This window comes from Pseudomonas sp. RG1 (assembly GCF_025910115.1).
Taxonomy (GTDB): Bacteria; Pseudomonadota; Gammaproteobacteria; order Pseudomonadales; family Pseudomonadaceae; genus Aquipseudomonas; species Aquipseudomonas atacamensis.
The window spans coordinates 1-13,754 of sequence record NZ_JAPCIK010000051.1; the positions used below are offsets into that span (position 1 = coordinate 1).

The 13,754-nt window shown below is 60.8% G+C and carries 13 protein-coding genes; 8 read left to right on the forward strand and 5 right to left on the reverse strand.

The genetic code is table 11. From position 1 onward, the window contains the following. Positions 1-48: 48 nt before the first annotated feature. The 3 genes from OK411_RS24985 to OK411_RS24995 all read right to left on the reverse strand — a co-directional run bounded on the left by OK411_RS24985 (position 49) and on the right by OK411_RS24995 (position 3,186). Positions 49-807: an alpha/beta hydrolase family protein gene (locus tag OK411_RS24985; RefSeq protein ID WP_016772959.1), complete on the reverse strand. Its 759-nt coding sequence runs from the start codon at positions 805-807 to the stop codon at positions 49-51. Beyond that, a complete protein-coding gene (locus tag OK411_RS24990; RefSeq protein WP_264365838.1) occupies positions 797-1,906 on the reverse strand; it encodes a DUF3182 family protein in 1,110 nt (369 codons plus the stop codon). The genes OK411_RS24985 and OK411_RS24990 overlap by 11 nt, the downstream gene beginning before the upstream one ends. 299 nt (positions 1,907-2,205) lie before the next feature. Beyond that, entirely contained in the window at positions 2,206-3,186 is a 981-nt protein-coding gene (locus OK411_RS24995; RefSeq protein ID WP_024014512.1) for a GlxA family transcriptional regulator, read from the reverse strand. A gap of 101 nt (positions 3,187-3,287) precedes the next feature. Between OK411_RS24995 and OK411_RS25000 the strand changes: the two genes are divergently transcribed. From OK411_RS25000 to OK411_RS25030, 7 genes are all read left to right on the forward strand, one after another. Then, a complete protein-coding gene (locus OK411_RS25000; RefSeq protein WP_123443237.1) occupies positions 3,288-3,842 on the forward strand; it encodes a cysteine hydrolase family protein in 555 nt (184 codons plus the stop codon). 230 nt (positions 3,843-4,072) lie between these two features. Next, the gene (locus tag OK411_RS25005; RefSeq protein ID WP_223631314.1) at positions 4,073-4,654 is read left to right on the forward strand and encodes a YjfI family protein; all 582 of its coding nucleotides are present in this window, start codon (positions 4,073-4,075) and stop codon (positions 4,652-4,654) included. A gap of 17 nt (positions 4,655-4,671) precedes the next feature. After that, complete coding sequence (locus OK411_RS25010; RefSeq protein WP_016772954.1) at positions 4,672-5,370, forward strand: PspA/IM30 family protein; 699 nt, start codon at positions 4,672-4,674, stop codon at positions 5,368-5,370. Between the two features lie 210 nt (positions 5,371-5,580). Then, positions 5,581-6,231, forward strand: coding sequence for a YjfK family protein (locus tag OK411_RS25015; RefSeq protein WP_264365839.1), 651 nt, complete (start codon positions 5,581-5,583; stop codon positions 6,229-6,231). Between the two features lie 15 nt (positions 6,232-6,246). After that, complete coding sequence (locus OK411_RS25020) at positions 6,247-6,672, forward strand: DUF350 domain-containing protein (protein ID WP_016772952.1); 426 nt, start codon at positions 6,247-6,249, stop codon at positions 6,670-6,672. Between the two features lie 18 nt (positions 6,673-6,690). Next, the gene (locus tag OK411_RS25025) at positions 6,691-7,392 is read left to right on the forward strand and encodes a DUF1190 domain-containing protein (protein ID WP_264365840.1); all 702 of its coding nucleotides are present in this window, start codon (positions 6,691-6,693) and stop codon (positions 7,390-7,392) included. A 1-nt stretch (position 7,393) separates the two neighbouring features. Continuing rightward, on the forward strand, positions 7,394-8,551 hold the full coding sequence (locus OK411_RS25030; protein ID WP_136494112.1) for a glutathionylspermidine synthase family protein: 1,158 nt from the start codon (positions 7,394-7,396) through the stop codon (positions 8,549-8,551). 194 nt (positions 8,552-8,745) lie between these two features. On the opposite strand, the gene OK411_RS25035 is transcribed toward OK411_RS25030, so the two are convergent. Together OK411_RS25035 and OK411_RS25040 are read right to left on the reverse strand one after the other, a co-directional pair. Beyond that, positions 8,746-9,264 carry a single-stranded DNA-binding protein gene (locus OK411_RS25035; protein WP_003228709.1) on the reverse strand — a complete coding sequence of 173 codons (519 nt, stop codon included), beginning with the start codon at positions 9,262-9,264 and terminating at the stop codon, positions 8,746-8,748. Between the two features lie 9 nt (positions 9,265-9,273). Then, complete coding sequence (locus tag OK411_RS25040; protein WP_024014518.1) at positions 9,274-10,671, reverse strand: MFS transporter; 1,398 nt, start codon at positions 10,669-10,671, stop codon at positions 9,274-9,276. 191 nt (positions 10,672-10,862) lie between these two features. On the opposite strand from OK411_RS25040, the gene uvrA reads away from it, so the two are divergent. Continuing rightward, positions 10,863-13,697 carry an excinuclease ABC subunit UvrA gene (gene uvrA, locus OK411_RS25045; RefSeq protein ID WP_016772948.1) on the forward strand — a complete coding sequence of 945 codons (2,835 nt, stop codon included), beginning with the start codon at positions 10,863-10,865 and terminating at the stop codon, positions 13,695-13,697. The last annotated feature ends 57 nt before the right edge of the window (positions 13,698-13,754 follow it).

The window sequence follows — 13,754 nt, forward strand, 5'->3', positions numbered from 1 at the left end:
ACCTGTGGGAGCGAGCCTGCTCGCGAAGGGGCCGGTACATGCGAAACATCATCTGGATTGGATAATGCTCAACCGCTCCCCCACCACCATCTCGGTAATCCAGTCCACCAGAATCGAGGTGTAGGCCTGCTGCGAAACCGGGTCACTCAATGCGTGATCCGCGCCATCGATGATCCGGTGGGTCAACGAGTGGGTCTGCTGACACGCGGCGCGGTAACTCATGATCGTCGCGTGGGGCACGAAATCGTCGGTTTCCGATTCCACCAACAGCACGTCACCCGTGAATTGCGAGCAGGCATGCAAGGCGCGATTGCTGTCGGCGCGCACCAGCGTGCCGCGATAATCGCGCAGGTCGGCCTTGTCCAGATCGCGTTTGGGCGTGTGCCATTGCTCGTCGCGGTACAGCGCCGGCACGCGCAGCGCCAGCCAGCGCACCGGGCGCAGTGACGTCAGGATCGAGGCCAGATAGCCGCCATAACTGGTGCCGACCACAGCGATCGCCGAAGTGTCGAGGGCCGGGTGCGCCAGCAAGCGATCGTAGGCCGCCAGCAAATCACGCAGATTGTCTTCACGGGTCACCCGGGTCAGCGGAATTCCGGTGCCGCCGGTGTGCCCACGCAGGTCGAAGGTCAGGCAAACGCAACCCAGGCCGGCGATACCTTTGGCCCGTTCCAGATCACGTTCCTGACTGCCGCCCCAACCGTGCACAAACAACACCCCCGGGACCTTCGATTTGGGACTGAGAAAAGTCCCGCTCATCTGTTCGTCATCAATGTCGATTTGAATGCTTTCGCTTCTAGCCGTCATAGGATTGGACCGTCACGTATTTGAGAAGAAACGCGCTGTTTTCCGCCGGGCCGCGATAGACCTCGATGGCGTCCGCCGGCAGCGCCTGATCGGTATAGGTTTCCACCGACGACACGCGAATCGCGCGCATCTGTGGATCGTTGACGAAGCTTTGCAGCGCCGCCACTTCGGCGCTGCTGGCACCGCCCATGCGCCAGGATTGTTCGAGCACGCCGCTGCGCGGGTTACCGCTGGCGTCGAGGCCTTGGGCGATATCGTAATTGCGCCGCGAGGCGAAGAAGCGCGGGTAGGCTTGGTTGGCGGCGCTGTCGAAGACCTGTGCCTGCTCAATGGCCAGACGCACATCGTCAGGCAGATCCAGCGCGAGCAATTGGTCATAGCCCCCTTGCACCACCAGCAGATTCGAACCGCCGTAGACCTCTTCGCCCTGGCCGTCCTCGGTCAAGTATTGATCACCACAGTAGCTCAACACTTTGCCGCCGATGAACGACTGGCCGACGCTGTGGGTGACGACGTTGCTCAAGTCCTGCTCCAGCACTACGCCGTTCTTGAACAGATTTTGCGCCTCGGGCCGCGCGAGGATCTCATCGAACGCGTCGAGGCTTTTGATCACTTCCTGACCGCGACCGGCGCAAGCGTGAACCGGCTTCAAGCGAATCGGCCCGGCGTACAGCAGATGTTCGGCGGCGGGCCGTGCATCTTCCAGGGCAAATACGCTGAGACCGTCGAGCACAACGTTGCGCACCCGCTCCGAAAACAGCGGCGACCAGCCCTGCGGCGCGTGCGCCAGATGACTGCGCAAACCGTGGCTGATGGCTTTGGTGCAGATGAAATCGTATTCGACGTAACCGCCCCACAAGTCATCGGGGCCGTTGATGCCAAGCGCTTGCGCGTGGGAGGCGCCGACGATTGTCTGCGTCGGCAGCAGATAGAGGTCGCGGCCCGAATGTTTGGCCGGGTCGTAACTGCCGCCGAACTTGCAACCGAGAATCTGCGCCAACCAGCGCGCCAGAGCCTTGTTGGTCTCGACTTCATGTTGCGGCGCCTCGGCACGCACCGAATGGGCAACGACGATTTTGTTGCTGGGTGTCGGGGTCATGCGTTCCCCTTGCATCAGTCGATGGGTTCACTCAGGGAAATTGCAGAGATCAGGCCAATCAACGATCCCCCCGAACCGCCCGATAATCGGGAGCTTGCCGTGACTGTGCTGGCATCACGCCTGTTTCAAACTGCACGACAGCGCGCGCAACTCCGGCAAATTGCACGATCTCTCATCCTTGCAGAGTTTATTGTGGGAGCGAGCTTGCTCGCGAATGCGGGGTGTCAATCGAAGCTGATATGTCTGACACACCGAATTCGCGAGCAAGCTCGCTCCCACAGGAACCTCATTGATTCAGCTTACCGCGTCAGACCAAACCGCCCCCGGTAATCACTCGGCCCCAGCCCGGTAATCTTCTTGAAAATCGCACGAAACGCACCCGGATCCTGATAGCCCACCGTCCAGGCAATGTGGTCGATCGTGCCATTGGTGAACTCGAGCATTTCTCGCGCTTTGCCAACCCGCAGGTGCTGGCAATATTCGGTCGGTTTCAAGCCTGTCGCGGCGCGGAATCGGCGCAGGAAAGTGCGTTCTTCAAGGCCCGCGCGCTCGGCCATCGCGTTCAGCGAAACATCCGTCGCCCCGGTGCTTTGCAGCCAGTGCTGGACCTTGAGAATCGCCGCGTCGCCATGGCTGAGGATCGGCGCGAAATTGCTCCCGCATTCACTGGCGCTGTCGCTGTGTTCCATCACCAGAAAACGCGCGGTCGCGGTGGCGATGCTCGGGCCGAGCAAGCGATCGACCAGGCGCAGTCCCAGTTCCGACCAGGCCATCAGCCCCGCCGTGGTGATCAGGTCACCGTCGTCGACAATCGGCGTGTCGGCCTTGAGTTTGATCTTCGGGTAACGCTCGGCAAACGCCTGGGCCGAGGTCCAGTGCGTGGTGGCGCTGCGACCGTCGAGCAAGCCGCTTTCGGCGAGCATCAACGAGCCCACACAAACACCACCAAGGGTTGCGCCGCGCGCATGCTGATCGCGCAGCCATTGCGCAAGACTCGCGGTCATCTGCGCCGCATCGAACCCGCCGAGGGACGGCGGAATCAGCACGGCGAGCAAGGCGTCTTCGGCGCCGGGATGACTGTCATAGACCCGGGTCGGCAACTGCTCGCCCTCGACCTGCCAGTGACTCACCCGCAGCAAGGGCAATTGCACAGCCTGATACTCGGCGGAGATGCGGTTGGCCACGGCGAACAGGTCGGTCAGACCGTGCACCGCCGCCAGTTGCGCGCCGGGGTAAATCAGCACGCCCAGCTCAGCGGTGGCGGCTCTTTGTGCAGCCATTGTCAGTTTTCCCCCGTTTATTGTCGGTGCGGCCAATCCTCGAATCCTCGGCCAGCGTCAATACTGAGACCACACCCAATCACTGCCTCGAGGACAATCCCATGGCCAAGCAAGCGCTCATCGTAGTCGATATCCAGAACGACTACTTCCCCCAAGGCAAGTGGCCGCTGGTCGGCGCCGACGCCGCTGCGGACAACGCCGCACGGCTGATCGCAGCCTTTCGCGAAACGGGCGATCCGGTGGTGCACATTCGGCATGAATTCACTTCCGACGAGGCACCGTTTTTCACTCCCGGCTCCGAGGGCGCGAAACTGCATCCGAAAGTGCTCAACCATGCCGATGAGCCGGTGGTGCTCAAGCACTTCGTCAACTCGTTCCGTGAAACCGAACTGAAAGCGGTGCTCGACGAACACGGCATCACCGACCTGGTGGTGGTCGGCAGCATGAGCCATATGTGCGTCGATGGCATCACCCGCGCGGCGGCGGACATGGGTTACAGCGTGACCGTGATTCACGATGCCTGCGCCAGCCGTGATCTGGAATTCAACGGCCTGACGGTGCCGGCCGCCCATGTGCACGCAGCATTCATGGCCGCGCTGGGTTTCGCCTATGCCAGCGTGGTATCCACTGACGAGTTCCTCAGCAGCAACGCCTAGCAACAACTGCGCAATCCCCTGGCCCGCCGCGTTGCGGGCCTTTTTGCGTCTGTCACGAAAATCTCACGCGTGAGTCATTGATGGCACTTTGCATTGGTTGTAGTGTGGCCCACGCGTGAGACGCTCATAACCGGATTCCAGCCATGACAAGCCGCACTCGGACGACTGCCGCAGCCAGCCCCAAGGGCGAGCGTGGCAAGACGTCGGCGAAAAAACCATCGAGCTTCTACATGAAGCAGATGCGCGCAGGCCTGGCCGCCGCCGGTTATGTGAAACACGAAACTTGGGTGCTTCCGGAAAACCGAAGCTTGCTCAAGCAAATGGAGCAACAGCTACGCCAACCGATTCTGGCTGGCTCTTTCATGTCGGAGAAATACATGAGCGCAGGCAACAACTGGACCATCGACAGCCTCTTCAATGCCCTCAAGGCGCTGGAAGAGGTGGCTTCCCAAGAGATTTCGCTGTCCCTGATCCAGAGCTCCGAGCCGAGCATCAAGCTGGAAATGAACGAATTCGGCGGCCTGCCGATTCACATCGCCCTGGCCGGTCAGCAGATCATCGTCGACACCGTGCTGGTGGACATCGATTCGATCAGCAACGTCCAGGCGTTCAACGATGCCGTGCTGCGCAGCCGCGAGATGTTCCCGCTGTCGTCGATCGGGATCGAGTCGATGCCGAACGGGCAGACCGTCTACAACATGTTCGGCGCCCTCAGTGCTGATTCGAGCCTGACCAACGTGGTCACCGAGGTGAAAACCCTGGTCGACAACGTGCAGCGCGCCAGCGAAGCCTTCGAACACTTCTTCAAGTAATCAACAGGGAATATCCAATGACTCAGTCCATCTGGAGCAAGTTGTTCACCGCACTGCGCGGCGGCGCCAATGAAGTCGGCGAAGCCATCGCCGACCAGCAGGCCCTGCGCATCCTCGATCAGGAAATCCGCGACGCCGACACCGCGCTGTCCAATGCCCGCCGCGAACTGGTGACGATCATGGCCAAGCACAAACTGGCCGCCGACCGCGTCAGCGAATACGACGCCAAGATCAAGGACCTCGAAGCCAAGGCTGTAGCCGCGTTGAATGCCGGCCGTGAAGACCTGGCGCTGGAAGTGGCCGAAGCGATTTCGACCCTGACCAACGACCTCGCTGCCGAGAAGAAACTCAGCGATGAATTCGGCGCCTACGCCGACAACATGCGCAAAGACATCAGCAAAGCCGAATCGCGGATCAAGAGCCTGCGCCAGCAAGTGGACATGGCCAAGGCCCGCGACAGCGTGCAGAAAGCCCAGGTCAGCGCCTCGATTGCCAGCGGCGGCGCCAACGGCAAACTGGAAACTGCGGTCGGCACCCTGAACCGCCTGCAAGCCAAGCAGCAGCAACGCGCTGCCGAACTGAACGCCGCAGACGAACTGGCCGACGCCTCTACCGGCAACGACCTGGAACGCAAACTGCGCGACGCCGGCATCACGCCGAACGAAGGCAGCGCCAATGCGATCCTTGAGCGGCTGAAGCAGAAGTCCGCGCAGTAATGACTGAACGGTAACTTGTGGGAGCGAGCCTGCTCGCGAAAGCGTCGTGACAGTCAAATAATCGAGTGACTGACACAACCCATTCGCGAGCAGGCTCGCTCCCACATGGTTTCACGGCGTAATTGCCTCTGCTCGTTCACCGCTTCGCCCGTTACACTACCGCCACTTTTTCACCCCCGAACACCTCCACCCGCTTCAAGGAACGTACCCATGGGATGGTTTAAAGACTTGCTCGGCACCAGCAATTGGCAGACCGCTGCGCCAACGAGCACCGGCGCCAGCGGTCCACTGGGCATGGCACAAAGCAAAGGCGTGCGCTTCGACACGACCCTGGCATTGCTGCTGGAAGGCTCGACGTCGGTGCGGGTGCCATTCGATCAAGCGGTGTGGAGCGCCGGTTGGGTCGATCTCGGCCAGTCCAACAAGCTGCACCGCTACTACATGAACGACGAGGATTTCTGGGTGCAGATCCACGTCACCGGCGATGATCAGGTCGAGTCGGTCACCCTGTTCAATTACCTCAGCTATGTAACGGTCAACAGTGACGCCGAACTCCAGCGTCTGGCCGGCCCCAACAGCCTGATCGGTCTGCCGACCTACAACCACGACGGTGTTGAATACACCCGTGAATGGGGCACCGAACTGCATCAGACCGAACTGGTGCCAATGACCGAACACGTGGTCAACCCGGACGAGTCCTACACCATCAAGCACCACGCCATGCTGTATGCCCGCGACACCGGTCTGACCGATCGCCGCGAACTGCTGCTGTTCTCCGTCGAACAGGACGAAGAAGGCACCGTCAGCCTGAGCACCTCGCTGGGCATCTCGCTGTACACGACTGATTTGAGCGCCATTTAAAAAAGGAAGTTTTTCATGCTGGAAGTCTTGGCCGTTTCCCTGAACAAAACCGCGCTGGTCGGTTTTGTCGTCTACCTGATCGGCGCCGTGTTGCTGTTCATGCTGTTTCAATTCGTCTACACGCGCATTACCGCGCACAAGGAATTCGAACTGATCCGTGCCGGCAACACTGCCGCCGCCATTGCCCTGTCCGGGGCGATCATCGGTTTCGCCATTCCGGCGAGCAACGTGATCGCCTACTCGGTCAACGTGCTCGACTTCGTCCTCTGGGCGGTCATCGCCGCCGTCGTGCAGCTGTTGGCGTTCGTTGCGACCGGGCTGGTGCTCAAGGGCACGTCCCAGCGCATCGCCAACGGCGAAGTCGCCGCCGGCATTTATGTCGCCGCCGTGGCGATCAGCGTCGGCATGCTCAATGCCGCGTGCATGACACCGTCCCACTGACCGGCAGGAAGCCTCTCGATGAAACGCAGCAAATACGTGCAATTGTCCCTCGCCGCGTCGGTGGCGATGGCGATTTCCGGTGAAGCAGCGGCGCTGGATCAGCCGCGCAACTTCCAAAGCGTTGAACAGTGTGTCGACGCCGAAGTGGCCGCCGATCTCTGCTCCAGCGCCTACGTCGCCGCCCTGAACGAACACCGGCGCATCGCCCCGTCCTACACCGACAAGGCCAAGTGCGACGCAGACTTTGCCGCTGGCTGGTGTCAGAAAAATTCCGATGGCCGTTTCGTGCCGAAACTCGGCGGCTTCAAAGTGCCGGGCGATGCCGAGACGCCGCAGGATCTCGATGCCATCGCCAATTCGCAAATGCCGGCGGGGGACACCACGAGCAGCAGCAGCGCCAGCCACGGCGGCTCGCACTATTCCGGTGGCTCAGGTGGCGGCGGCAATGGCTGGCTGACCGGCTGGCTGATCGGCAACGCAATGAGCAACAACGCCGAACGCACCGTTTACCGTGATCGCGAAACGCGCCAGCCGTACAACACCTCAACGCAGTACCGCCGAGCTGACACAACCTCGCGCAGCCAGTCGGATTACGAGAGCAGCAAGAGCAAACCGGTGAACGTTGCGTCGTCGACTTCGCGCGGCGGCTTCGGCAGCCAGTCCAGCGCCCGCAGCGGTTGGGGTGGCTGGGGCAGCAGTTCCGGACGCTCGAGCAGCTGACATGAAAAAGATCCACTGCGCCGAGCGCCCCGACTGGAAACACACCGCCGAAAGCCTCGGTTTCCTGTTCCACACCATCGACGACGAACCGTACTGGGACGAAAGCGCCTACTACCAGTTCAGCCTCGCGCAGATCGAAAACGATCTGGAAGACCCGACCACCGAACTGCACGAGATGTGCATGGACCTGGTGGATCGCGTGGTCAACAGCGAGGAGTTGCTCGATCGCCTCAGCATCCCGGCGGCGTACTACGACATGATCCGCACCTCCTGGCGCGAGGGTCATCCGCATCTGTACGGTCGCATGGACTTTTCCTACAGCGGCAACGGGCCGGCGAAACTGCTGGAACTCAACTACGACACGCCGACCAGCCTCTATGAAGCGGCGGCGTTTCAGTGGGGCTGGCTGGAACAATGCATCGAGCGTGGCACGCTGCCGCCGCATGCTGACCAGTTCAACAGCATCGACACCAAGCTGCATCAGGCCTTCGCCGAGTTGCAGTTGAAGCGGCCGTTCTACTTTGCCTCGATGAAGGACTCGGTCGAGGACAAAGGCACCACCGACTATCTGCGGCTGATCGCGGAAAAGGTCGGCATCGAATCACGCCACATCGATATCGAAGACATCGGCCTGACGACTGAGGGCCGTTTCGTCGATCTGCAGGATCGCTGGATCCCGCATCTGTTCAAGCTGCACGCCTGGGAATTCATCTTCCACGAACCGTTCGGCGCAGCGATCGCCGAGTGCGATACGCAGTTTTTCGAACCGGCGTGGAAGGCGATTCTGTCCAACAAAGGTGCGCTGCCGCTGCTGTGGGAATTGCACAAGGGACATCCGAATCTGCTCGCCGCGCACCTTGATCCGAATCCGCAGAGTGGCGTGCCGAAGGGCTGGGTGCGCAAGCCGTACTTTTCCCGCGAAGGCGCCAACATCGAACTGCAAACAGCGGAAGGTCTGATCGTCAAAGAGGACGGGCCTTACACCGATGCGCCGTTCATCTTGCAGGAGTTCGCGCCGCTGCCGAAGTTTGGCGACAGCTACACGCTGATTGGCTCGTGGGTGATTGGTGATGAGGCGGCGGGGATTGGTGTGCGCGAGGACAATAGTCTGATCACCAAGGATTCAAGTCGCTTCCTGCCGCATCTCATTCTGGATTAAGACGAAGTTACCTTGTGGGAGCGAGCCTGCTCGCGAAAGCGTCCTGTCAGTTAGTGGTGCGTCGACTGATCTGACGCCTTCGCGAGCAGGCTCGCTCCCACAGGAGATTGTGAGTAGCCAGGAATTTCCTGAACAAAAAAGGCCCGTCGTTTAAGCGACGGGCCTTTTTCATTCAAGACGGTTACAGCGGCAAATCAGAACGGAATATCGTCATCGAAGCTGTCGAAATCCGGAGCCGGTTGCGGTGCGGCCTGCTGAGGTGCCGGAGCCGAACGCTGCTGTGGAGCCGACTGCTGCGGGCGCGGTGCCTGCTGACGTGGCGCCTGCTGCTGGTAGTTGTTGCCGCCGCCTTGCTGATCGCCCTGTTGTGGACGGCCGCCGAGCAGTTGCATGGTGCCTTGCATGTCGACCACGATTTCAGTGGTGTAACGCTTGATACCGTCCTTTTCCCACTCGCGGGTCTGCAGCTTGCCTTCGATGTAGACCTGCGAACCCTTGCGCAGGTATTCACCGGCAATCTCGGCCACCTTGCCGAACATCGACACACGGTGCCACTCGGTCTTCTCGACCTTCTGACCGGTCTGCTTGTCGGTCCACTGTTCGCTGGTGGCCAGACTCAGGTTGGTCACGGCGTTACCGTTAGGCAGGTAGCGAACTTCGGGATCCTGGCCGCAAGTGCCGACCAATATGACTTTGTTAACCCCACGGGCCATAACGTTCTCCTAAGCGTCGCACGCAGCCCCGGCCGGGTTGTTGACCAGGCGCTCGAGGGTGCTGCGATCCACTAATTCTTTGTCCAGTTTGATGTAAACAGCCGCCTCTTCGGCGACTATCACTGCATCTGTTACCCCTACCAGGGCCTTGAGGCGCTCGACCAGACCCGCTTCGCGGATCGCTTCGGGCGACAACGGCAAGCGCAGGCTCGTCACGTAGGGAGGTTCGCGCATGGTAACAGCAAAGGCCAGCCAAAGTGCAGCCAGCGCGGCGCATCCGAGGAACACAACCGACAGACCGCCATGCTGGAACAACCAGCCGCCGAGTATCCCGCCGAGTGCCGAACCGAGGAACTGGCTGGTGGAGTACACGCCCATGGCCGTGCCCTTGCCGCCTGCCGGTGAAACCTTGCTGATCAGCGACGGCAACGATGCCTCGAGCAGATTGAACGCGGTGAAAAACACCACCGTACCGATCACCAGAGCACGCAGGCTGTCGCCGAACTGCCAGAAGAATAGTTCAGTCAGCATCAATGTCATGACGGCGCCGAGCAAAACTCGTTTCATTTTGCGTTTCTTCTCGCCGTAGATAATGAACGGGATCATGGCGAAGAACGAAATCAGCAACGCGGTGAGGTAGACCCACCAGTGCTGTTCCTTGGGCAGACCGGCTTTTTCCACCAGTGCCAGCGGCAAGGCGACGAAGCTCGACATCAACATGGCATGTAACACAAAGATGCCCAGATCCAGGCGCAGCAGGTCCGGGTGCTTGAGCGTCGGCATCAGCGCCTGCCGGGCCACTCCGGATTCCCGGTGCTGCAACGGCCCGGTGGATTGCGGCACCATGAACATGATGATCAGGATGCCGAGCAGCGCCATGGCGCCAGTGGCGAGGAACAGCCCGGACAGCCCGAACGCACTGGTCAGTAACGGCCCGACCACCATGGCCACGGCGAACGACAGGCCGATGGTCATGCCGATCATCGCCATTGCTTTGGTCCGATGCTGCTCGCGGGTCAGGTCGGAAAGCAGCGCCATCACCGCTGCAGAAATCGCCCCGGCGCCCTGCAGGATTCGCCCGGCGATCACGCCCCAGATCGAATCGGCCTGGGAAGCCAGAACACTGCCGAGAGCGAAGACGATCAGGCCGAGGTAGATCACCGGCCGGCGACCGATGCGGTCGGAAATGATCCCGAACGGAATCTGGAAAATTGCCTGGGTCAGACCGTAAGCGCCAATCGCCAGCCCGATCAGGGCCGGGGTCGCTCCCGCCAGATCCATGCCATAGGTCGCCAGCACCGGCAACACCATGAACATGCCAAGCATACGGAAGGCGAACACCAGGGCCAGACCGCTCGCCGCGCGGGTCTCGCTGCCACTCATGCGTTCGCTGTGGGGATCGTGCATGGAAAAACCTCGTGTGAACCGGCGGCGATTCTACCAGTCCCATCGGAAGACGGGGTATATCGCGACGCTATGACGCGTATAGATGAAACTCTCTTCATGAACGGCAAAACGCCCTTCGTTGGATAGTGTGCATCCATCCAGTATTTGCCCGTATACTCCTACGTTTTCGACGCCCGCCAAGCGAGGCCACTTTGGACAAGATCCTGATACGTGGGGCCCGTACCCACAACCTGAAGAACATCGACCTGACCCTGCCACGGGACAAACTGATCGTCATCACCGGCCTGTCCGGATCCGGCAAGTCGTCGCTGGCGTTCGACACGCTGTATGCCGAAGGTCAGCGCCGCTATGTCGAATCGCTGTCGGCCTATGCCCGGCAGTTCCTGTCGATGATGGAAAAACCCGACGTCGACACCATCGAAGGCCTGTCGCCGGCGATCTCCATCGAACAGAAGTCGACCTCGCACAACCCGCGTTCCACGGTCGGCACCATCACCGAAATCTACGACTACCTGCGCTTGCTCTACGCTCGCGTGGGCACGCCGCGCTGCCCGGATCACGACATTCCACTGGAAGCGCAGACCGTCAGCCAGATGGTCGATCTGGTGCTGGCGCAGCCGGAAGGCAGCAAACTCATGCTGCTGGCGCCGGTGATCCGCGAACGTAAAGGCGAACACCTGTCGGTCTTCGAAGAATTGCGTGCGCAAGGTTTCGTCCGCGCCCGGGTCAACGGGCGGATCTGCGAGCTCGACGAGCTGCCGAAGCTGGATAAACAGAAGAAGCATTCGATCGATGTGATCGTCGACCGCTTCAAGGTCCGCGCCGATCTGCAGCAACGTCTGGCCGAATCCTTCGAAACCGCGCTGAAACTGGCCGACGGCATTGCCCTGGTCGCGCCGATGGACGACGAGCCGGGCGAAGAAATGATCTTCTCCGCACGCTTCGCCTGCCCGATCTGCGGCCATGCGATCAGCGAGCTGGAACCCAAGCTGTTTTCCTTCAACAACCCGGCCGGCGCCTGCCCGACCTGTGATGGCCTGGGTGTGAAACAGTTCTTCGACATCAAGCGTCTGGTCAATGGCGAGCTGACCCTGGCTGAAGGTGCAATACGCGGCTGGGACAGGCGCAACGTTTATTACTTCCAGATGCTCGGCTCACTCGCCTCGCACTACAAGTTCAGCCTGGACAAGCCCTTCAACGAGCTGAGCGCCGAGCAGCAGAAGTTCATCCTGCACGGTAGCGGCTCGCAGAACGTCGACTTCAAATACCTCAACGACCGTGGCGACATCGTCAAACGCTCGCACCCGTTCGAAGGTATCGTGCCGAATCTTGAGCGTCGCTATCGCGAAACCGAATCGGCGAGCGTGCGCGAAGAGCTGGCCAAGTTCCTCAGTCATCAGGCCTGCCCGGATTGCCGTGGCACGCGTCTGCGCCGTGAAGCGCGGCACGTCTGGGTCGGCGAGAAAACCTTGCCGGCAGTGACCAATCTGCCGATCGGCGATGCCTGCGAATATTTCGGCGCGCTGAAGATGACCGGTCGGCGTGGCGAAATCGCCGACAAGATCCTCAAGGAAATCCGCGAGCGTCTGCAATTCCTGGTCAACGTCGGCCTCGACTATCTGTCGCTGGATCGCAGCGCGGACACGCTCTCCGGTGGCGAGGCGCAGCGGATTCGTCTGGCCAGCCAGATTGGCGCCGGCCTGGTCGGTGTTCTGTATATCCTCGATGAACCGTCCATTGGTCTGCATCAGCGCGACAACGATCGGCTGCTCGGTACGCTCAAGCATTTGCGCGATATCGGCAACACGGTGATCGTGGTCGAGCATGATGAAGACGCGATTCGTCTGGCTGACTATGTCGTCGATATCGGCCCGGGCGCCGGTGTGCACGGCGGGCGGATCGTTGCCGAAGGCACGCCGGACGAAGTCATGGCGCACCCGGATTCGCTGACCGGCAAATACCTGTCCGGCCGGGTGAAGATCGAAGTGCCGGCCAAACGCACGCCGCGCAACAAGAAGCTCAACCTGTCGCTCAAAGGTGCGCGTGGCAACAACCTGCGCAACGTCGATCTGGACATCCCGATCGGCCTGCTGACTTGCGTGACTGGCGTATCCGGTTCGGGTAAATCGACACTGATCAACAACACGCTGTTCCCGCTGAGCGCCACCGCACTGAATGGCGCGACCACGCTGGAAGCGGCTGCGCACGACAGCATCAAAGGTCTGGAGCATCTCGACAAAGTCGTCGATATCGACCAGAGCCCCATCGGCCGTACGCCGCGCTCCAACCCGGCGACCTACACCGGGCTGTTCACGCCGATCCGCGAACTGTTTGCCGGCGTGCCCGAGTCACGCTCCCGTGGTTACGGCCCGGGGCGTTTCTCGTTCAACGTCAAGGGCGGTCGCTGCGAAGCGTGCCAGGGCGATGGCCTGATCAAGGTGGAAATGCACTTCCTGCCGGACATCTACGTGCCCTGCGATGTGTGCAAGAGCAAGCGCTACAACCGCGAAACCCTTGAGATCAAATACAAGGGCAAGAGCATCCATGAAACCCTCGAAATGACCATCGAGGAAGCACGGGAGTTCTTCGATGCGGTGCCGGCACTTGCGCGCAAGCTGCAAACGCTGATGGATGTCGGCCTGTCCTACATCAAGCTGGGGCAGTCGGCGACGACCCTGTCCGGCGGTGAAGCACAGCGGGTGAAGTTGTCGCGCGAGCTGTCCAAACGCGATACGGGCAAAACCCTGTATATCCTCGATGAGCCAACCACCGGCCTGCACTTCGCCGATATCCAGCAGTTACTCGATGTTCTGCATCGTCTGCGCGATCACGGCAACACCGTGGTGGTGATCGAGCATAACCTCGATGTGATCAAGACCGCTGACTGGTTGGTGGACCTCGGTCCTGAAGGCGGTTCCAAGGGCGGGCAGATCATTGCCACCGGTACGCCGGAGGAAGTTGCCGAGATGAAGCAATCTCACACCGGCCATTACCTCAAGCCGCTGCTGATCCGCGATCGGGCTTAACTGCCAGGCATGAAAAAGCCCCTGTCACCGTTGAAGTGACAGGGGCTTTTTTGTAGC

Bases quoted from the DNA above. Each gene is read 5' to 3' on its own strand.
- OK411_RS24985 (WP_016772959.1), bottom strand. From the start codon at position 807: ATGACGGCTAGAAGCGAAAGCATTCAAATCGACATTGATGACGAACAG.
- OK411_RS24990 (WP_264365838.1), bottom strand. From the start codon at position 1,906: ATGACCCCGACACCCAGCAACAAAATCGTCGTTGCCCATTCGGTGCGT.
- OK411_RS24995 (WP_024014512.1), bottom strand. From the start codon at position 3,186: ATGGCTGCACAAAGAGCCGCCACCGCTGAGCTGGGCGTGCTGATTTAC.
- OK411_RS25000 (WP_123443237.1), top strand. From the start codon at position 3,288: ATGGCCAAGCAAGCGCTCATCGTAGTCGATATCCAGAACGACTACTTC.
- OK411_RS25005 (WP_223631314.1), top strand. From the start codon at position 4,073: ATGAAGCAGATGCGCGCAGGCCTGGCCGCCGCCGGTTATGTGAAACAC.
- OK411_RS25010 (WP_016772954.1), top strand. From the start codon at position 4,672: ATGACTCAGTCCATCTGGAGCAAGTTGTTCACCGCACTGCGCGGCGGC.
- OK411_RS25015 (WP_264365839.1), top strand. From the start codon at position 5,581: ATGGGATGGTTTAAAGACTTGCTCGGCACCAGCAATTGGCAGACCGCT.
- OK411_RS25020 (WP_016772952.1), top strand. From the start codon at position 6,247: ATGCTGGAAGTCTTGGCCGTTTCCCTGAACAAAACCGCGCTGGTCGGT.
- OK411_RS25025 (WP_264365840.1), top strand. From the start codon at position 6,691: ATGAAACGCAGCAAATACGTGCAATTGTCCCTCGCCGCGTCGGTGGCG.
- OK411_RS25030 (WP_136494112.1), top strand. From the start codon at position 7,394: ATGAAAAAGATCCACTGCGCCGAGCGCCCCGACTGGAAACACACCGCC.
- OK411_RS25035 (WP_003228709.1), bottom strand. From the start codon at position 9,264: ATGGCCCGTGGGGTTAACAAAGTCATATTGGTCGGCACTTGCGGCCAG.
- OK411_RS25040 (WP_024014518.1), bottom strand. From the start codon at position 10,671: ATGCACGATCCCCACAGCGAACGCATGAGTGGCAGCGAGACCCGCGCG.